The 19626-nt window shown below is 59.6% G+C and carries 19 protein-coding genes; 13 read left to right on the top strand and 6 right to left on the bottom strand.

The genetic code is table 11. The annotated features are described in order from the left end of the window. The first annotated feature begins 9 nt into the window (after nt 1-9). The 5 genes from atpA to glmU all read left to right on the top strand — a co-directional run bounded on the left by atpA (nt 10) and on the right by glmU (nt 5786). Nucleotides 10-1551, top strand: coding sequence for a F0F1 ATP synthase subunit alpha (gene atpA, locus ACTG2T_RS09345; RefSeq protein ID WP_005339342.1), 1542 nt, complete (start codon nt 10-12; stop codon nt 1549-1551). Between the two features lie 43 nt (nt 1552-1594). Next, nucleotides 1595-2461, top strand: coding sequence for a F0F1 ATP synthase subunit gamma (gene atpG, locus ACTG2T_RS09340; protein WP_005339343.1), 867 nt, complete (start codon nt 1595-1597; stop codon nt 2459-2461). 33 nt (nt 2462-2494) lie between these two features. Then, complete coding sequence (atpD, locus tag ACTG2T_RS09335) at nt 2495-3883, top strand: F0F1 ATP synthase subunit beta (RefSeq protein WP_005339344.1); 1389 nt, start codon at nt 2495-2497, stop codon at nt 3881-3883. An 18-nt stretch (nt 3884-3901) separates the two neighbouring features. Next, nucleotides 3902-4330 (top strand): F0F1 ATP synthase subunit epsilon, encoded by a 429-nt coding sequence (locus ACTG2T_RS09330; protein WP_005339345.1) that lies wholly within the window; start codon nt 3902-3904, stop codon nt 4328-4330. 94 nt (nt 4331-4424) lie between these two features. After that, the gene (glmU, locus tag ACTG2T_RS09325; RefSeq protein ID WP_139495515.1) at nt 4425-5786 is read left to right on the top strand and encodes a bifunctional UDP-N-acetylglucosamine diphosphorylase/glucosamine-1-phosphate N-acetyltransferase GlmU; all 1362 of its coding nucleotides are present in this window, start codon (nt 4425-4427) and stop codon (nt 5784-5786) included. 51 nt (nt 5787-5837) lie between these two features. Here the strand turns inward: glmU and creD are convergent, their stop codons facing one another. From creD to blrA, 5 genes are all read right to left on the bottom strand, one after another. Next, nucleotides 5838-7214 (bottom strand): cell envelope integrity protein CreD, encoded by a 1377-nt coding sequence (gene creD, locus ACTG2T_RS09320; RefSeq protein ID WP_330125604.1) that lies wholly within the window; start codon nt 7212-7214, stop codon nt 5838-5840. Nucleotides 7215-7331: 117 nt separating this feature from the next. Next, on the bottom strand, nt 7332-7811 hold the full coding sequence (locus ACTG2T_RS09315) for a DUF1566 domain-containing protein (protein ID WP_157161684.1): 480 nt from the start codon (nt 7809-7811) through the stop codon (nt 7332-7334). 83 nt (nt 7812-7894) lie between these two features. Then, nucleotides 7895-8689 (bottom strand): OXA-12 family class D beta-lactamase, encoded by a 795-nt coding sequence (blaOXA, locus tag ACTG2T_RS09310; protein ID WP_268011660.1) that lies wholly within the window; start codon nt 8687-8689, stop codon nt 7895-7897. Nucleotides 8690-8767: 78 nt separating this feature from the next. Beyond that, a complete protein-coding gene (gene blrB, locus ACTG2T_RS09305) occupies nt 8768-10189 on the bottom strand; it encodes a beta-lactam sensor histidine kinase BlrB (RefSeq protein ID WP_330125605.1) in 1422 nt (473 codons plus the stop codon). Next, the gene (gene blrA, locus ACTG2T_RS09300; protein ID WP_033138557.1) at nt 10186-10860 is read right to left on the bottom strand and encodes a beta-lactam response regulator transcription factor BlrA; all 675 of its coding nucleotides are present in this window, start codon (nt 10858-10860) and stop codon (nt 10186-10188) included. The genes blrB and blrA overlap by 4 nt, the downstream gene beginning before the upstream one ends. A 122-nt stretch (nt 10861-10982) precedes the next feature. Between blrA and ACTG2T_RS09295 the strand changes: the two genes are divergently transcribed. Next, entirely contained in the window at nt 10983-11756 is a 774-nt protein-coding gene (locus ACTG2T_RS09295) for a DeoR/GlpR family DNA-binding transcription regulator (RefSeq protein ID WP_064335026.1), read from the top strand. Between the two features lie 56 nt (nt 11757-11812). Continuing rightward, complete coding sequence (gene glmS / locus ACTG2T_RS09290) at nt 11813-13645, top strand: glutamine--fructose-6-phosphate transaminase (isomerizing) (protein WP_005355853.1); 1833 nt, start codon at nt 11813-11815, stop codon at nt 13643-13645. 59 nt (nt 13646-13704) lie between these two features. On the opposite strand, the gene ACTG2T_RS09285 is transcribed toward glmS, so the two are convergent. Further along, nucleotides 13705-14481 carry a helix-turn-helix transcriptional regulator gene (locus ACTG2T_RS09285; RefSeq protein WP_005357256.1) on the bottom strand — a complete coding sequence of 259 codons (777 nt, stop codon included), beginning with the start codon at nt 14479-14481 and terminating at the stop codon, nt 13705-13707. A gap of 210 nt (nt 14482-14691) precedes the next feature. Between ACTG2T_RS09285 and ACTG2T_RS09280 the strand changes: the two genes are divergently transcribed. Genes ACTG2T_RS09280 through ACTG2T_RS09255 form a run of 6 tightly spaced genes read left to right on the top strand, consistent with a single transcriptional unit; the run spans nt 14692 to nt 19519 of the window. After that, nucleotides 14692-15453: a DUF3450 domain-containing protein gene (locus tag ACTG2T_RS09280; RefSeq protein WP_005339362.1), complete on the top strand. Its 762-nt coding sequence runs from the start codon at nt 14692-14694 to the stop codon at nt 15451-15453. Next, nucleotides 15450-16754: a MotA/TolQ/ExbB proton channel family protein gene (locus ACTG2T_RS09275; protein WP_330125606.1), complete on the top strand. Its 1305-nt coding sequence runs from the start codon at nt 15450-15452 to the stop codon at nt 16752-16754. The genes ACTG2T_RS09280 and ACTG2T_RS09275 overlap by 4 nt, the downstream gene beginning before the upstream one ends. Beyond that, the gene (locus tag ACTG2T_RS09270; RefSeq protein ID WP_005339367.1) at nt 16751-17281 is read left to right on the top strand and encodes a MotA/TolQ/ExbB proton channel family protein; all 531 of its coding nucleotides are present in this window, start codon (nt 16751-16753) and stop codon (nt 17279-17281) included. Before ACTG2T_RS09275 ends, ACTG2T_RS09270 begins: the two co-directional genes overlap by 4 nt. Next, nucleotides 17278-17679, top strand: a complete 402-nt coding sequence (locus ACTG2T_RS09265; protein WP_005339369.1) for an ExbD/TolR family protein — start codon at nt 17278-17280, stop codon at nt 17677-17679. The genes ACTG2T_RS09270 and ACTG2T_RS09265 overlap by 4 nt, the downstream gene beginning before the upstream one ends. Continuing rightward, a complete protein-coding gene (locus tag ACTG2T_RS09260) occupies nt 17676-18338 on the top strand; it encodes an energy transducer TonB (protein WP_330125607.1) in 663 nt (220 codons plus the stop codon). Before ACTG2T_RS09265 ends, ACTG2T_RS09260 begins: the two co-directional genes overlap by 4 nt. Before the next feature lie 2 nt (nt 18339-18340). Beyond that, nucleotides 18341-19519 (top strand): hypothetical protein, encoded by a 1179-nt coding sequence (locus ACTG2T_RS09255; RefSeq protein ID WP_330125608.1) that lies wholly within the window; start codon nt 18341-18343, stop codon nt 19517-19519. Nucleotides 19520-19626 lie beyond the last annotated feature (107 nt).

The following is a 19626-nucleotide window of genomic DNA, read 5'->3' as shown; positions in this document are numbered from 1 at the left end:
TATTAGAGCATGCAACTGAATTCCACTGAAATCGCCGAGCTGATCAAGCAGCGCATTGCGCAGTTTGATGTAAAGAGCGAAGCGCGTAACGAAGGTACTATCGTCTCTGTGAGCGACGGTATCATTCGTATTCACGGCCTGGCTGATGCCATGCAGGGTGAGATGATCGAGCTGCCGGGCAACCGCTACGCTCTGGCATTGAACCTGGAGCGTGACTCCGTCGGTGCGGTGATTATGGGTTCCTATGACGGTCTGTCAGAAGGAATGAAAGTAAAAGGTACTGGCCGCATTCTGGAAGTGCCGGTAGGTCGTGGTCTGTTGGGCCGGGTGTTGAACACCCTGGGTCAGCCGATCGACGGTAAAGGTCCGATCGACAACGATGGCTTCTCGCCGATCGAAGTGATCGCACCGGGCGTTATCGAGCGTAAGTCTGTTGACCAGCCGGTCCAGACCGGTCTGAAAGCCATCGATGCCATGATCCCTATCGGTCGTGGCCAGCGTGAGCTGATCATCGGTGACCGTCAGGTTGGTAAGACCGCCATCGCGATCGACACCATCATCAACCAGAAAGATTCCGGCATTAAGTGTGTCTATGTTGCGATTGGCCAGAAGGCCTCCACCATCGCCAACGTAGTGCGCAAGCTGGAAGAGCACGGCGCCCTGGCCAACACCATCGTGGTTGTTGCCTCTGCCTCCGAAGCGGCTGCTCTGCAGTACCTGGCTCCGTATGCCGGTTGCTCCATGGGTGAATACTTCCGTGACCGCGGTGAAGACGCGCTGATCATCTATGATGACCTGTCCAAGCAGGCTGTAGCTTATCGCCAGATCTCCCTGCTGCTGCGCCGTCCGCCAGGACGTGAAGCTTACCCGGGTGACGTTTTCTATCTGCACTCCCGTCTGCTGGAGCGTGCTGCTCGCGTTAACGCCGAGTACGTAGAGAAGTTCACCAAGGGTGAAGTGAAAGGCAAAACCGGTTCTTTGACTGCGCTGCCAATCATCGAAACCCAGGCGGGTGACGTATCTGCGTTCGTTCCGACCAACGTGATCTCCATCACCGATGGTCAGATCTTCCTGACTTCACAGCTGTTCAACTCCGGTATTCGTCCGGCGGTTGACCCGGGTATCTCTGTATCCCGTGTAGGTGGCGCTGCTCAGACCAAGATCGTCAAGAAGCTGTCCGGTGGTATCCGTACCGCGCTGGCCCAGTATCGCGAACTGGCGGCATTCGCCCAGTTCTCTTCCGATCTGGACGAGGCGACTCGCAAGCAGCTGGATCACGGTGTGAAAGTGACCGAGCTGATGAAGCAGAAGCAGTACTCTCCGCTGAGCGTGGCTCACCAGTCTCTGGTGCTGTTCGCCGCCGAGAAAGGCTATCTCTCCGATGTCGAGCTGAACAAAATCGTCGACTTCGAAGCCGCTCTGCTCTCTTACGCCAATACCCAGCATGCCGAGCTGATGGCTGAAATCAATGCCAAAGCCGACTACAACGACGCGATCGTTGGCAAGCTGACTGCGTTGCTGGATAGCTTCAAAGCAACCCAGACCTGGTAAGCGTGTGTGGCAGCGTGAGCTGCCACTTGATGGAGAGTAAGAGATGGCCGGCGCAAAAGAGATACGTAACAAGATCGGGAGTGTGAAAAACACTCAGAAGATCACCGGCGCTATGGAAATGGTGGCAGCAAGCAAAATGCGCCGTGCGCAGGAACGCATGTCTGCCAGCCGTCCGTACGCTGAAACCATGCGCAAGGTGATCGGCCATATCGCTCAGGGGAACTTGGAATACAAGCACCCCTACCTCATCGAACGTGAGGTCAAGCGAGTGGGTTACATCGTCGTCTCCACCGACCGTGGCCTGTGTGGTGGTCTGAACATCAACCTGTTCAAGGCTGCCCTCAATGATATGAAGCAATGGAGCGCGAAAGGTGCCAAGGTTGACCTGGCACTGATCGGTAACAAGGCCTCCAACTTCTTTGAACGGCACGGCGCCAAGGTTAAAGCTCATGTCGCAGGACTGGGCGATAGTCCGAGCGTCAATGACCTGATTGGTTCAGTCAAGGTCATGCTGAAGGCTTACGACAACGGTGAGATTGACAAGCTGTATCTGGTGTACAACAAGTTCGTCAACACCATGGTGCAGCAACCACGGGTCGATCAACTGCTGCCTTTGCCCGTAACTGAAGACAGCAAGCTCGCCAAGAAACACCACTGGGATTACCTCTATGAGCCAGATCCCAAGAAGCTGCTGGATACCCTGCTGGTTCGCTATGTCGAATCTCAGGTTTACCAGGGGGTAGTGGAAAACTTGGCAAGTGAACAGGCAGCCCGAATGGTTGCCATGCAAGCCGCGACTGACAACGCCGGTAACCTGATTAACGATCTGCAACTGGTATACAACAAGGCCCGTCAGGCCAGTATTACCCAGGAGCTGACAGAGATCGTATCCGGTGCTGCTGCGGTGTAAGGCAAGGGTTATCAAAGGTTTAGAGGATTTGACATGAGTAACGGTTTCATCGTCCAAATCATCGGCGCTGTGGTGGACATCGAGTTCCCGCAGAATGCCGTGCCCCAGGTGTACGATGCACTGAAGGTCGTTAGCGAAGGTCAAGGCCAGGGTCTGGTGCTGGAAGTTCAGCAACAGATCGGTGGCGGCGTCGTTCGTTGCATCACCATGGGCTCCTCCGACGGTCTGCGTCGTGGGTTGGAAGTAGTGAATAGCGGTAAATCCATCCAGGTTCCGGTCGGTACTGCGACTCTGGGTCGGATCATGAACGTACTGGGTGAGCCAATCGACGAAAAAGGTCCGATCGGTGAAGAAGAGTGCTGGTCTATCCACCGCGCTGCCCCCAGCTACGAAGATCAGTCCAACAGCAACGATCTGCTGGAGACCGGCATCAAGGTTATCGACCTGGTATGCCCGTTCGCCAAGGGTGGTAAGGTTGGTCTGTTCGGTGGTGCCGGTGTAGGCAAAACCGTAAACATGATGGAGCTGATCCGTAACATCGCGATCGAGCACAGTGGTTACTCTGTGTTCGCCGGTGTAGGTGAGCGTACCCGTGAGGGTAACGACTTCTACCACGAGATGATGGAGTCCAACGTACTGGACAAAGTATCTCTGGTTTACGGTCAGATGAACGAGCCGCCCGGAAACCGTCTGCGCGTTGCGCTGACCGGCCTGACCATGGCCGAGAAGTTCCGTGACGAGGGTCGTGACGTGCTGTTCTTCGTGGACAACATCTACCGTTACACCCTGGCCGGTACTGAAGTATCCGCACTGCTGGGCCGTATGCCTTCCGCAGTAGGTTACCAGCCGACCCTGGCCGAGGAGATGGGTGTTCTGCAAGAACGTATCACCTCCACCAAGACCGGTTCCATCACCTCCGTACAGGCCGTTTACGTTCCTGCGGATGACTTGACTGACCCGTCTCCGGCGACCACCTTCGCCCACCTGGATGCGACCGTCGTACTGTCCCGTCAAATCGCGGCACTGGGTATCTACCCGGCCGTTGACCCGCTGGACTCTACCTCTCGTCAGCTGGATCCGCTGGTGGTTGGCAAAGAGCACTACGAGACCGCTCGTGGCGTTCAAACCGTACTGCAGCGCTACAAAGAGCTGAAGGACATCATCGCCATCCTGGGTATGGATGAACTGTCAGAAGAAGACAAACTGACCGTAGCCCGTGCCCGTAAGATCGAGCGTTTCCTGTCCCAGCCGTTCTTCGTAGCAGAAGTGTTTACCGGTTCTCCGGGCAAATACGTGCCGCTGAAAGAGACCATCCGTGGTTTCCAGGGCATCCTGAAAGGCGAGTATGACGATCTGCCCGAGCAGGCGTTCTACATGGTTGGCGGTATCGACGAAGTCGTCGAGAAATCCAAGAAACTGTAAGCCTCGACAGGAGGGCCCATGGCAGAGATGATCTCCTTTCACCTGGATGTGGTGAGCGCCGAAGGAAAACTGTTTTCCGGTCGCGTGCAATCCGCTCAGGTATCAGGCTCCGAAGGTGAGTTGGGTCTCCGCCACGGTCATGCTCCGTTGCTGACTGCCATCAAGCCGGGCCTGGTCCGCTTGGTGAAGCAGAACGGAACTGAAGAGGTGCTGTACATCTCTGGCGGTATGCTGGAAGTACAACCTGAATCCGTGACCGTGCTGGCGGACACCGCGATTCGTGCTGACGACTTGGATGAGGCGAAAGCCCAGGAAGCCAAGCGCGCAGCCGAAGAGCGGATCCACAGCTCCCATGGTGATATCGACTACGCCCAGGCCGCCACCGAGCTGGCCAAGGCGATGGCTCAACTGCGAGTCATCGATATCGTCAAAAAGAATTACCGCTAATAACGGTGATGTAAAAAGCGACCTTCGGGTCGCTTTTTTTTTACCCGTTGGATAGACTCCGCCGAGTATTTCCTCATGTTCCAAAGGCCAATTTATGTCCCTCAACGTCGTGATCCTGGCGGCGGGTAAAGGTACCCGTATGCGCTCTTCCCTGCCCAAGGTACTCCACCCGGTAGCCAACAAACCCATGGTTTCCCATGTGATCGATACCGCTCGTCAGGTCGGTGCCGAGCAGCTGCATCTGGTCTATGGCCACGGTGCCGAGCTGCTGAAAGAGCGGATCGTGGCGGCCGATGTGAACTGGGTGCTGCAGGCGCAGCAGCTGGGGACCGGTCACGCCGTCGCCCAAGCTATCCCGTTCTGGAAGGATGAAGACGATGTGCTGGTGCTCTACGGCGATACCCCGCTGATCCAGCCAGAGACCCTGCAGCGACTGCTGGCTGCCAAGGCTGAAAACGGTATGGCATTGCTGACTGTGGTACTGGACAACCCCACCGGTTATGGCCGTATCGTCCGTGAAAATGGTCAGGTAGTCGGCATCGTCGAGCAGAAGGATGCCAACGCCGAACAGCTGGCGATCCGAGAGGTGAACACCGGCGTGCTGGTGGCCAATGGGGGCCAGTTGCGTCAATGGTTGTCTCGTCTCGACAACAAAAACGCCCAGGGCGAGTTCTATCTGACCGATGTGATCGCAATGGCTCACGGCGATAATTGTCCGATTGCCGCCGTTCATCCGGAGCGTGCCGCCGAGGTGGAAGGGGCCAACAATCGGGTGCAATTGGCTCAGCTTGAGCGCAGCTATCAGCAGATGCAGGCCGAGAAACTGATGATTGCAGGTGCAACCATGATCGACCCTGCACGCTTTGATTTGCGTGGGGTTTTGGAAATTGGTGAAGAGGTCGTTATTGATGCAAACGTCATCATTGAGGGCAAGGTGACTCTCGGCAATCACGTTCGTATCGGAGCCGGTTGCGTACTGAAAGATTGCGTCATTGGCGATCACACCGAGGTGAAACCCTACTCGGTTATCGAAGGTGCACAGGTGGCAGATCAGTGCTCAGTGGGTCCGTTTACCCGCTTGCGTCCGGGGGCGGTTCTGGAGCAGGATGCGCACGTTGGCAACTTCGTCGAGATGAAGAAGGCCCGTCTTGGGGTTGGTTCCAAGTGCGGTCATCTGACCTATCTGGGTGATGCCGAGATCGGAGCCGGGGTGAATATCGGTGCCGGTACCATCACCTGCAACTACGACGGGGTCAACAAATTCCAGACCATTATCGAGGACGATGTGTTCGTCGGTTCTGATACCCAACTGGTAGCGCCTGTTCGCATCGGTAAGGGGGCGACTCTGGGGGCGGGTTCCACCATCACCAAGGATGTGGCCGAGAACGAGCTGGTGATCACTCGGGTGCCCCAGCGCCACATCAAGAACTGGGCTCGCCCGGTCAAGAAGAAGTGATGCCCGATCAATAAAATAGAACCGGCGCCTGATGGCGCCGGTTTTTTTGGCTTATGACTTATGGCTGGTGTCACTGGTCGATGACTGGGGGGCCGCCCATGTGGTGGCGGGGGCGCTGTAGTCCATCACCTGATACCAGTCGAGCTTGCGGGTCAGCAGCATGATCAGCGCCAGGGTGGCGAACAAGAGCAGGGACCCGAGCAGCAGAGCTATCTCTTCGGCCTGCAGCAGGCTGTAGAGGATGGCATAGACCAGCCCGAGCAGCGCAGCGAAGCCGATCCCCTGCTTCCGGCCGCCCAGCACATGACTGAGGTAGAAGCCGTTGAGCAGCACGCTGGCCAGCGCGGCCACCAGATAGGCCCAGCCAAAGCCGAGGTGTTCGGTCAGCGCTAGCAGCACCAGATAGAAGATGGCCAGCCCCATGCCCACCAGCGCGTACTGGATCGGGTGAACCCTCAGCCCCTTGAGCAGCTCGAACATAAAGAAGCTGATAAAGGTGAGGCCGATAAACAGCAGGGCATATTTGGCCGCCCTCTCATTGAGTTGATAGTGATCCACCGGCTGCACCAGACTGACGCTGAAGGTGGAGAGATGGCTATCGCCCCCGTTCATCATCCGGTTGAAGCGGGTCTCCATGTCGCTGGCGAACCAGCTGGTTTGCCAGTTGGCCTCAAACCCTTGTGGGCTCAGGGTGCGACTGCCCGGCAGAAAGTCACCGATAAAGTTGGGGTGGGGCCAGTTGCCCGCCATCTGCAGGGTGCTCTCCTTGCCCAGCGGAACTATATCAAGGGCGTTCATCCCCTGCAGATTGAGCTCCAGATGGAAGGTGCCATCCTGCTGCGGCAGGCTGTCGAGCGGTGCATGGATACCCGCCAGTGCGTCACCGAGGCGGGCGCCGGGGGTAAACGGGATCCGCTGTGTGCCAAGCTGCAGCTCGGGGACGCTGTTGATGCCGCGGGCATCGGAGAGCACCAGGCTCAGGTAGGGTTTGCCCGCCACCAGCTCGGCCGTTTCACCGAGCGGTGAGGTCGTGTCATTCAGCAGACTCTGCCGGGTTGGCAGGCGGCCCGAGAGGGAGAGCCGGGTCTGATAGACCTGCGCCTGATAGATGCCCAGCTTGCGCGGGGTGACCTCCATGTTGGCCTTGATATCCAACTGCTCCGGCAGCAGGTAGCGGTAGATCTGCTCCTGACGGACGAAGCGCTTGCCCTCCTGCTCGACCGTCACCGAACGGGTATAGGGCTGCACGATAATGGGCCCCATCAGTCGTTGCGGGCCGCTGCTGCTGGCCATGATGCTGTGAATGGCCTGATTGCGGTAAGCCTGACGCTCCCGGTTGAGCTCCATGATGGATTGCACCGGCACCATCAACAACAGGCTGAGCAACAGCAGCAGAAAGATCTTGTGGGTGAATATCTGTTTGACCATGACACGTCTCCTTGTTTGATGGAGTGAGTCTGTCAGTCCGGCGTGAAGTGGTGATGGGCTTGTGTGAAGTGGCGGTGAACTGTTGAAAAACGGCGCCATCAGACGCCGTTGGATTGTTCAGGGGCGGGAGCGCACCAACCGAGCGGCTTGTGCGAAACGATCGGTGTGGCCGTCGATGAGTCCGTGCATAAAGTCGATGTAATAGACCAGTTCCGGCATCTCCTCAATGGAGCTGGAGGTCCAGTAGGGGGCTGAATTTTCCCCGTTGTCATGGATATCGGAGAAGAAGCGCGGGTCTGTCATCGGCGCCCGGCAATTTTCGTCGAGCAGGGTGAAGAGCTCCTCGATGGTGGGGAGTCGCCACCCCTCGCCAAGGCGGGCTGCTTCATCCTTGGCTTCAAGCAGCGTCAGCAGGGCCGGTGTGCCCACGCACCCTTTCCCCTCCTGCCACTGGCTGCCCAGACTGCACGCCTGCCATTCGAGGTGGTTTAGCCGATCATGGATGACTTCTCCCTGCCGCGTCAGGCGGTCGGAGAGATCGCAGGCAGCCAGCGCCATGCTGGCCGGAAGCCAGAGCAGCAATAGAAATGATTTCATGTTTGTCTCGTGTACGTATGACGGTCAGCCCGTTGCTGGTGGGCTGACCGTGGTTATCGGGGATTATCTGGCGGGAAGCGAGCTCACTGCTTTTTAAGTTGTGCAGGCAGGGCGGCCAGCACCTCTTCTTTCGCCTTGATAGAGGCGAATTGCTTGCCCGGTTTCTGCACCACGGTATGAACGAAAATGAGCTGCTTGCCCGGTTTGCTGGCCCAGCCGACGAACCAGCCGATCTGCTGATCGCGGTTGAGGCTGCCATCCAGCTTCTTCGGGTAGCCCATGCCGGTCTTGCCGTGGATCTGCCAGCCGTCGATCTCGCTCACCTTGAGGATATTGGCGGTGTATTGCAGGGTCTGCGCCGAGACCGGCAGCTTGCCGCTCACCATCTTGCCGAGGAAGCGAGCCTGCTCCTCCGGACTAATGGCGAGGCTGGAGCTGAGCCAGGCTTGGGTCAGACCGTCATGCTTGCCCGGATTGCCGGAGAGATCCCGGTTGCCGTAGTCGAAGCGGTCGACGTATTGCTGGAAGCGCTCCATCCCCAGCCACTCGGTGATCTGCTGGGAGAACCAGACCACCGAATAGGTTTCCCAGCGGCGCGGGGTAGTGGTTTCACGCCAGGCGGGCAGCCAGCCGTCATAGCTCGGCTTGTAGGGCAGCGCCGGATGCTCTTCATCCACCAGAAAGCCACTGTCATATCCCATCAGTGCCAGCGGGATCTTGAAGGTGGATGCGGGCGGCAGCTGGCTGGAGCAGTCCCCTTCGCTGGAGAGGGTCTGACCGTTGCCGTCGGCATAGAGAAAACAGCCGCTGGCGGCAGAGGCCGGCACTGCGCAGAGTAGACCGGTAGCCAGCAGGCCGGAAAGAAGCAGGCGAGACATGGGGCGATTCCTTGGGTTGATAAGTGAAAGAGCGGCAGGATAGCGCCGCTCTGTGTGGTGAATGTGAAGTGGCCGTTGCTAGATGAGCGGCAGCCAGAGTTCGGCCACTGCACCGCCCTCCGGCCGGTTGGCGAGGGTCAGACGGCCGCCATGCTGGTGGGCCACCTCATGGGCAAAACTGAGCCCGAGACCACTGCTCTTCCCCTTGTCGGGGCGCGGCAGGGAGTAGAAGCGCTCGAAGATCCGTGGCAATGCGTAGTCGGGAATGCCGGGGCCGCTGTCGGTGACCCGAAAACAGTAGCCATCCTCCTGCTGGGTGCCGCTGAGAGTGACGCTGGCGCCTGCCGGTGAAAAGTCGATGGCGTTGTCCAGCAGGTTGCCGATGGCCTGCTCCACCAGCAGCGGGTCCCACTTCTGTTTCGGCGCGCTGGCCAGCTCAGCCACCAGCGCTACCTGCCGGCGCTGGGCGATAATCTGGCGGGCATCGAGCGCCCGCTTGCCGAGCCCGGCCGGCTCTACCGCTTGCCGATCCAGCCCCTGCCCCGACTCCAGCCGTGCCAGTTGCAGCATTCGCTCGATCAGCTGCTGCATGCGGGCACTCTCCTGATTGATATTGCCGATAAAGCGCCTGGCCACCTCGGGCGGCGGCGTTTCGGCCAGGATCTCCCCTGCCCCGCGAATGGCGGCCAACGGGCTCTTCAACTCGTGGGTCAGGCTGTGGACATAGCCCTCGATATAGCTCTTGCCATCGAGCTGGTGGCGCATGGTTTCGAGGGCGTGGCCGAGCCGATCCAGCTCGACGGTGTGCAGTTGCGGCAGCGGTGCCGCCTCCCCCTTGCTGACCGATTCGGCATAGTGCACCAGTTTGCCGATGGAGCGGTTGAGCCACCAAACCAGCAGACTGCCGATCAATAGCGAGATGAACAGCATCTGGCCGGCGGCCTGCAGCAGTTCCCGTTCACCCCGCTCGATGGCGGGCATCAGGGTGCGATTGGGTTTGGCGACGGTGAGGGAGCCGATGATCTCTGTCCCCTCCCGCAGCGGTGCCGCCACATACATGGTCGAGCTGGCGGCATCGTCGGGATCGGTGCGGGTGCTGCGGGCGCCATACTGACCGCGCAGAGTGCGGTAGACATCGTTCCAGCGGGAATAGTCCTTGCCCAGATCCGTGCCGTCGGAGTCGTAAATCACCACCCCCTGCCGATCCGTCACATAGATGCGGTACTCCGCCTGCTGTTTGAGGTGGCCGTCGATCATCGCATTGATGGGATTCTGGTTGAGACGGGCGAAGGCGCTGGCCAACCGCCCGTTCATCATATTGCCCTCTTTCAGATCATCGAGCGCCAGCGGTGCCAGCAGCTGGGTCATGTCTACCAGGGTATCCTCGGTGGCGCTGCGCACCCCGGGTTTTATCTCCTCGACGAAGATCTCCAGCACGAACCAGGCGGCCAGCGCGAAGATCAGCAGCAGGCCGCACAGCAGTTGCAACCCGAGTCTCATGCCAGCTCCAGGCTGTAGCCCAGCCCGCGATGGGTGAGGATCAGGTTGGCTTCGGGATCATGTTCGCGCAGCTTGGCGCGGATGGTCTTGATATGGGTATCGACGGTGCGATCCAGACTCTCCTCCGCATCCTGCCACACCAGATCCATCAGCTGCTGGCGGGAGTAGACCCGGCCCGGCGCCTGCATCAAGGTCTTGAGCAGCAGATATTCGTAGCGGGTGAGGGCCAGCGGTTGGCCGCGAAAATGGATGCGGGCACGCTCCTCATCCAGCACCAGCAGGGCGCTGGGCTGGGGGGCGACGGGCTGGCTGCGGCGCAGGATGACCCGCACCCGGGCACACACTTCCCGTGGCGAGAAGGGTTTGGCCACATAGTCGTCGGCACCGATCTCCAGCCCGATCAGCCGGTCTATCTCCTCGCTGCGGGCGGTGAGGAACATCAGGGGAATATCGGTCAGCGCCCTCACCTGCTTGCAGAGTTCGAAGCCGCTGATGTCGGGCAGCCCCACATCGAGGATCAGGAAGTCGGGTCGCGTCTGTTCCAGTCGTGTCAGCAACTGCTGGCCCAGCATGAACCACTCCACCTCGAACCCGTCGGTCTGCAGGGCATAAATCAGGGTGTCGGCGATGCTGGCCTCATCCTCCACCAGCCAGATGACTCTCTTTTGCATGGCATCCTCGTCGCAAATTGGCACCCCATTCTGGCATCGAACCAAATCGGATCCTATTTGCTGTTTTATTTTTCCGAAAAAGGGGCTAATATTTCGATGTTCTTTCGAATCGAAACTTAAAAATGACCAAACGTAATACTCAACAACGCCGCCACACCATAGTGACCCTGGTACAAGAGCAGGGTGAAGTGAGCGTCGACGCCCTCGCCAAACACTTTTCTACCTCCGAAGTGACTATCCGTAAAGATCTGGCCGTACTGGAGACCGGCGGTCTGCTGCTGCGCCGTTACGGTGGTGCCGTCCCCTTGCCGAACGAGATGGTGGTCGAGGTCAACCCTGAACAAGTTTCGAACCGAAAGTTAGCCATTGCCCGTGCGGCGGCCGAGCGGCTGCGTGATCACAACCGCGTCATCATCGACAGCGGCAGCACCACCAGCGCCATGATCCCCATGTTGGGCAACAAGCGCGGCCTCATCGTGATGACCAACTCCCTCAATGTGGCCGGAGCCCTGCGCGAGCTGGAAAATGAGCCTACCCTGTTAATGACCGGTGGCACTTGGGACCCTCACTCCGAATCCTTCCAGGGGCAGGTGGCGGAACAGGTGCTGCGCTCCTACGACTTCGACCAGCTCTTTATCGGTGCCGACGGCATCGACCCGGAGCGTGGCACCACCACCTTCAACGAGCTGGTGGGCCTGTCGCGGGTCATGGCCGAGGTGTCGCGGGAGGTCATTGTGATGGTCGAATCAGAGAAGATCGGCCGCAAGATCCCCAATCTCGAACTTCCCTGGTCGAGCATCCATACCCTGGTGACCGACGAGGGGCTGGCCAGCGAGGCCAGAGAACAGATTCAAGCCCAGGGGGTGACGCTTATCTGCGCCCCGGTCACTTGCTGACATCGAGCTCTGAACCATCCAACTGACTTTACGATTTGCATCTCAAGGAGAAGTGTATGTGTGGCATCGTCGGGGCTGTTGCCCAACGTGATGTGGCTGAAATTCTGGTAGAGGGCCTGCGCCGTCTGGAGTACCGCGGTTATGACTCCGCCGGTGTGGCCGTGTTCAGCGCCAACCAGCCGTTGCAGCGGGTTCGCCGTCTGGGCAAGGTGGCCGAGCTGGCCAAGGCGCTCGACGAGCAGTCCGTCCACGGTGGTACTGGCATCGCCCATACCCGCTGGGCCACTCACGGCGAGCCCTCCGAACGCAATGCCCACCCCCACGTCTCCGAGCATATCGTGGTGGTGCACAACGGCATCATCGAGAACCACGAAGAGCTGCGGGAAGAGTTGAAGGCGCTGGGTTATGTGTTCAGCTCCGACACTGATACCGAGGTGATTGCCCATCTGGTCCATCATGAACTGAAGAGCGCCGGCAGCCTGCTGGCCGCCATGCAGACTGCGGTGAAGCAGCTGCGCGGTGCCTACGGTACCGTGGTGATGGACAGCCGCGACGACAGCCGCGTGGTGGTGGCCCGCTCCGGTTCACCGCTGGTGATCGGCCGCGGTATCGGCGAGAACTTTATCGCCTCCGACCAGATGGCGCTGCTGCCGGTGACCCGCCGTTTCATCTTCCTGGAAGAGGGTGATGTGGCCGAAGTGACCCGCCGCGACGTGCACATCTTCGATACCAACGGCAACGCCGTGGTGCGCGAAGAGCAGGAGTCCGAACTCTCCCACGATGCCGGTGACAAGGGCGAATACCGTCACTACATGCTCAAGGAGATCCACGAGCAACCCAAAGCGATCACCAACACCCTGGAAGGGCGTCTGGGCAGCGATCACGTGGTGGTCGAATCGTTCGGCAACGGCGCGCGCGCCATCTTTGACAAGGTCGAGCACGTCCAGATCGTCGCCTGCGGCACCTCCTATCACTCCGGCATGGTGGCTCGCTACTGGTTCGAAGAGATCGCTGGCGTCTCCTGCGATGTGGAGATCGCCTCCGAGTTCCGCTATCGCAAATCGGTAGTGCGCCCCAACAGCCTGCTGGTGACCCTCTCCCAGAGCGGCGAGACCGCCGATACCCTGGCGGCGCTGCGTCTGGCCAAGGAATCCGGCTACATGAGCTCGCTGGCTATCTGCAACGTGCCGGGCTCCTCGCTGGTGCGTGAATCGGATCTGGCCTTTATGACCCGCGCGGGGGCAGAAATTGGTGTGGCCTCCACCAAGGCGTTCACCACCCAGCTGGCTGGCCTGCTGATGCTGGTGGCCTCCGTCGGTCACTGCCGTGGCCACCTGAGCGCCGCCGCCGAAGCCGAACTGGTCAAGGCGCTGCAAGCCCTGCCGCTGCGTATTAAAGAGAGCCTGGCGCTGGCCAAGGATATCGAAACCCTGGCCGAAGAGTTTGCCGACAAGCAGCACAGCCTGTTCCTCGGCCGTGGCAGCCAGTACCCCATCGCCATGGAGGGGGCGCTCAAGCTCAAAGAGATCTCCTACATCCACGCCGAAGCTTACGCCGCTGGCGAACTGAAGCACGGCCCGCTGGCGCTGATCGATGCCGAGATGCCCATCATTGTGGTGGCGCCGAACAACGATCTGCTGGAGAAGCTCAAGTCCAACGTGGAAGAGGTGCGCGCCCGTGGCGGTATCCTCTACGTGTTCGCCGATGCCGATACCGGCTTCAAGAGCGATGAGACCATGCGGGTCATGAACCTCAACCATGTGGAAGAGGTGATCGCCCCCATCGTCTATACCGTGCCGCTGCAGCTGCTCTCCTACCACGTCGCCCTGATCAAGGGCACCGACGTGGACCAGCCGCGCAACCTGGCCAAATCGGTGACCGTCGAGTAAGTCACTCTCTCAAATGAAAAAGAGCCGCTATTGCGGCTCTTTTTGTTTCGGCTGAGGGGTTACGACAGCCGCAGGTTGGTGATGGTGACCTCGTCGAGGGAGGGCACTATGATACCGCTGGTGATCCCTTTGGCGATGGCCTGACTGCGGTTCTTCGAGTCGGTCTTGTTGGTCACCTGGGTCAGGTGAAAGTTGACCGTCCGCTCACTGATGCCGAGGATGGTGGCGATCTCCCAGGAGGTCTTGCCCTCGCTGGCCCAGAACAGGCACTCCTTCTCCCGATCCGACAGTTCGGTCAGGTATTTCATCATATCAGGTCTGCTTTTGATCAGTTGCAGCGCGGAGTTGAAGATATAGCTGGCGCAGAACGACAGCAGCGGGACATTTTCAAACATCAGGTCGGAGTTGGATTTCTCCTTGGTGATGAATGAGAGGATGCCGTGCTCCCCCTGCGGGGTGTGCAGCGGAAAGGAGACGCCATTGCGTACCCCGAAATCGGCGGCCAGGTTCATCACGTCGCGGCTGGCGCTGGGCAGCCAGGGCGAATCGCAGTCGAGCTTGTTCCAGAAGATCGGCTGGGTCTGTTTCAGCCCCAGATAGACCACCGGATCCTGGGTCAGATACTGGTTTTCGCTGTAGGCGTCAAACCAGGTGGTCGGACAGTTGTTGAACAGTGCCACGTGGGATTTTTGCATGCTGATGGGGAAAATAATCAGCAGCCGAAAGTAATCGAAGCCCATTTGATGACTGAAGCGCTCCAGCAGTTGCTGGATATCGCTGGTTTTTGTTGCCTTGGTGAACTTGTCGATATGTTCCCAGATCGCATCGTTGAGCATTACTTTCTCCTTTTTCGATCTCTATCACACTGATCGAAAAGATTTTTTCTCGTTATTTATATTTGTGCGGTGGCTATTGGCGCCACTTATTCCGTGCGTGCTTAAAAATTATCCTGTTTTTGTGCATAAAGGCCAAGAAAATCCTCTCGTTGCCAGTCCGCCCTGCATTTGAGATAATGATAATAGTTATCATTAGTAAGATGTATTTCAATGAACAAATTATGGGGTGTGGCCCTGCTGCCACTGTCAGTCCACTTTGCTGCCATCGGGGATGAGCTGGTTGCTCCCGCCCTCAAGAACAGCATAGCTGCCGGGAAAGCCTCCCAGCAGCGAGTGGAAAAAGCCGCCGATGCCGCTGTTGCCGCACGACTGGAGCTGCAAAACGCCCAGCTGCAACTGCGTGACCTCGAAGCCTACAACCGCTACATGCAATCTCTGGTGGCCGATCAGCAAAATGAGCTGGGTAAATTGAGCCAGCAGCTGGAAGCGGTGCAAGAGACCCGTCAGGGCTTGATCCCGCTGATGTTGCAGATGCAGGCAGATCTGGAACAGCTGGTGCAAAACGACATCCCGCTGCGCAAGGAAGATCGTTTGGCGCGGGTTGAACAGTTGAAAGCGACCCTGGCTCGCGCAGACGTTAGCGAGGCAGAGAAATTCCGTCAGCTGCTGCAGGCATATCAGATTGAAGCCGAGTACGGCAGCCGGATGGACAGCTATTCCGCCGAGCTGGAGCTGGATGGTGCCCCGCGTCGGGTCGATGTGCTGGCGCTGGGCCGGGTCTCCCTGCTGGCAATGACGGCCGATCGCAGTCAGGCATGGCGCTGGTCTGCCGAGTCTAAGCAGTGGCAAGCCCTCGACAGCCAGTGGCTCTCCCCTATCGCCGAGGCGATGGATGTGGCCGCCGACAAGAAAGTTCCCCAGTTGCTCAATGTCCCCCTCTCTGTCAGCCGCAGTCAGGAGGCCCAATCATGAGAGTCACCATGAAGTGGTTCCCCCTCCTTATTGCTCTCTCCTGCGGTGCCAATGCCGCTGTCGCTGATGAGTGGCAGCAGCAGGAACAGGCTCGTGAACAGCAGGCTCAGCAAGATCTGGCGACCGTTGCCAAGGAGCTCGGCACTGCCCGCGCCAGACTGGCCGAGGCCCAGCGCTTGAGCAAGGAGCTGGCCGGCAAGTTCGCCAGCAACGAGAAGCAGCTGGTCGAGCTTAACGCCCAGTGGGAGCAAGCCTCCGGCGACATGAACGAGATCTTCGCGGTCACCCGTCAGGGCGCCAGCGATGCGGTCAAGCTGCTGAGCGAATCCGCCGTCGAGGGCCAGTACCCGGAACGTCTCGCCCCGCTGAAAGCCATGGCACAGGATAAACAGGTGCCGGATCGCGCCGCCCTCGCCCTGCTGCCCGCCACTCTGCTGCAGGAGATCCGCGAATCTGGCCGGATTGCCCGGTTCAACGGCAAGGTGCTCGATGCCCAGGGGGCTGCCAGCGAGCAGTCGCTGACCCGGGTTGGCAGTTTTGCCCTGCTGGGGAGCGAAGGCTTCCTGCAACCGACCGCCGAAGGCCTGAGCCCGGTACTGGGTCTGCCCGGTAGCGTGCTCTCTGCCGTTGCGGCTTATCAGGGTCAGGAAGGGGAAGCGCTGCCGCTGGATCCTTCGCATGGCACTCTGCTGGCGATGCTGGCACAGGCGCCCACCTTCTGGCAGCAGGTACAACAAGGTGGTCAGGTCGGCGCCATTATCGTGCTGTTGGCCGCCATCGGTTTGGGTATCGCTGCGGTACGGCTGTGGAGCCTCTCCCGCGAACTGGGTCGGGTGCGCCGCCAGCTCAAGAGCGGCGAGTATCACGCCGACAACGCCCTCGGCCGGGTGCTGACGGTGGCAGACAAACACCCCGAGCTGAGCATGGAGACCCTCGAGCTGCGTCTTGATGAGGCGATCCTGCAGGAGACTCCTCGCATGGAGCGCGGCATCGGCATGGTCAAGGTAATCGCGGCCATCGCCCCCATGCTGGGTCTGCTCGGTACCGTGACCGGGATGATCGGCACCTTCCAGGCCATCACCCAGTTTGGTACCGGCGATCCCAAGATCATGGCTGGCGGCATCTCCATGGCGCTGGTTACCACGGTACAGGGTCTGGTGGCGGCCATTCCGCTGATCCTGGCCCACAGCCTGCTGCAATCGCGCTTCACCGAGCTTTCCAATGTACTGGAGCAGCAGGTGGCCGGCATTCTGGCCGAGCGCGCCGAGAGCAATAACGGCGGGATGGAGCGAGCAGCATGATGCTCGACATCTGGCAACAGCTGCAGAGCTTCATGGGCCGTGGCGGCCCGGTGCTCTGGGTCATTCTGGCCCTGCTGGTGCTGATGTGGATTTTGATGATCGAGCGGCTGCTCTACCTCAATCTGGGTTTCGGCCCGCTGCAGCAACAGCTGCTCGGCCGCTGGCAAGCCCGCAGCGAGCGCCACAGTTGGCACGCCCGAGCGATCCGCAGCCGCTGGCTGGCACAGGCGGAGCTGGAACTGAACCGTCATCTGATCTTCATCCGCACCCTGGTGGTGCTCTGCCCCATGCTGGGGTTGCTGGGCACTGTGACCGGCATGATCGGCGTATTCGATGCGTTGGCTGCGGCCAACCGCTTTAACCCGGAGAGCATGGCGGGCGGGATCTCCCGCGCCACCATCCCCACCATGGCAGGCATGGTGGTGGCGCTCTCCGGCGTGTTGTTACTCAGTCGGCTCGAGAGTCAGGCCAAGCGTGCGCTGGCCAAGACCCGGGACGGCCTGCGAGAAGAGAAGGTAATGCAATGAGACGGCAATCCAAACGCCAGCGTGACGAAGTGCAGATCGACATGACTCCCATGCTGGATATCGTGTTCATCATGCTGATCTTCTTTATTGTCACCACCTCCTTCGTGCGCGAAGCCGGGCTCGAGGTGCACAGACCCCAGGCCAGTCAGGCCAAGGCGCAGAAATCTTCCAGCATCATGCTGGCGATCGGGGCACAGGGTCAGATCTTCCTCGACCGCAAGCAGATCGATGTGGAGCGGGTACAAGCCACCATCGCCCGTCTGCTGGCGGAGCAGCCAGATGCCAGTCTGGTGATCCAGGCCGACGAGCGTGTGCCCCACGGCAAGGTGGTGCGGGTGATGGATGAGGCCAAGGCGGCGGGTATCGCCAATATCGCCGTGGCGGTGGCACCGAAATGAAATACAAGCTGATGAGCCTGGGGCTGGGGATCGCCCTCAGTCTGGGTATCCTGCTGTTCATGGCCACGCTGGTTGAACCGCCCCGGGGCGAAAAGGTGGCGAGCGAGCAGAAGCCCATCGTCATCAATATGCAGAACGAGGTGACCGAGGTGCAGGTGCGCGAGCGTCCGGTACCGCAGGAGCCTGAACCTCTGCCAGAGCCTCCCGCGGCATTGGCCTCGACACCGCTGCCGATGCCTGCCACGGCCCCCTTGGCGGCCGTTGAGCCGAGTCTGGATCTGGTCTCCAGTCTCAGCGCGGTGCAGGTCTATGCCCCCGGAGTGGCGACCAGTACCGCACCGGTATTGAGTGGCAACTACCATGGCCAGCAGCAGGGAGCGGGTGTCGGCGCAGGTGACATGCTGATGCCGCTGCAACGGATCGAGCCGGTCTACCCCTATCGTGCCCAGCAGTCAGGGATCGAAGGATTCGTCACCCTGCGCTTTAGCGTGAATGCCGACGGTGGCGTGCAGGATGTGGAAGTGGTCGAGGCCAAACCCAAGCGTCAGTTCGAGCGGGCGGCCATTCAGGCGATCAACAAGTGGCGCTATCAGCCGAGACCGGGCGCTACCGACAAGCTGGTGCAAGTCATCACGCTCAAATTCAAACTGGAGTCATAACTATGTTGCGGATCTGGATTTGTCTGCTGGCCCTGGTCGGCCAAGCCTGTCTGGCGATGGAGGTCAGCCCTCACTTCTCCCGTCAGCTTGAACCCGTGATGAAGCTCTATCAGTCCGGTCAGTGGCAACAAGCCCAGAGCAAGGCGTCCGGCCTCAAGCCAAATAGCGATGCCGAGCATGCCTGGCTGGCGCAGTTGCAAGCCTCGCTGGCGGCCAATCTGCAACAGACCGCCCAGGCGAGCCGTTATGTCGAACAGGCCCTTGCCTATAAAGAGTGGCCCGAGCAACAACAGCTCCAGCTGCTGCGACTGCGCGGCGATATTCAGGCCCAGCAATCCAACTGGTCGGGTGCCATCGCCAGCTACAAGGCGGCGCTGGCGCTCAAGCAAGACGATGCGCTGCGCCTGCGTCTGGCTGGTCTCTATTACCACAACAAGCAGTACGGTGACGCCGCCAGTCAGAGCGAACAGTTGTTGAAAAAGGGTTGGCAGAAACAGGCCGCCATTATTCGTCTATCCGCCCTCACCGCTCAGCAACGTTATGGCGTGGCTGCCGATCAGGCGGCCGAGTTGATCAGCCACGAACCCAAAGAGAGCAAATGGTGGCAGCAGGCGGTGTCGCTCAACCTCTCCGCCAAACGCGGCGATCAGGCGTTGGCTCTGTTGCAAACAGCTATCGACAGAAAACTGATGGATGATGTGTCTGCCCGCAATCAGCTGATCCGTCTCTATGCCTGGCAAGGGCTGCCTTATCGTGGTGCCCGTCTGCTGGAAGCGGCCATGGCCAAGGGACAGATGAAGCAAAGTGCTGAAAATCGCCAACTGCTTGCCCAATTGTGGGAAGGGGCCCGGGAGTGGTCACAAGCGGTCGATAGCTGGCAGCTGCTCGCCAACCAGCACGGTCAGCCCAAAGCCGCCATGCGCGCCGCCGAACTGCTGCTGCAACAGGGCAAGACTGATGCTGCCATGACCCAGCTCGCTGCCATCAAGTCGGTGAAGGGCGAGCAAGGCAATCGCGCCAAAGCGTTGCTGGTGCAGGCACACCTTAATAAGGAGCAGTATGCCCAGGCGCTGGAACTGGCCCGTGAGCTGCAGCAACAGGATAACTGGCAGCAGAAGGCAACCAGCTGGGTCAACTATATCCGGGCACAAAGCGAAGAATTGAGCAAAAAAGCGGCGTAAAAGAGATGCCAAGGGGTTGTTTTGGGGCGTTCAGTTCGCTTTTTCAGCAAACGAACGCATTTTTGCAAAAAGCCCTTGTCATCCCGGCGCCGCTCCCTATAATGCGC

It is taken from the genome of Aeromonas sp. 75A (assembly GCF_051919425.1).
GTDB classification, from domain to species: Bacteria; Pseudomonadota; Gammaproteobacteria; order Enterobacterales; family Aeromonadaceae; genus Aeromonas; species Aeromonas veronii.
Note: the sequence above shows the minus strand (reverse complement) of the source record. Positions and strands in the feature narration are given on the sequence as shown.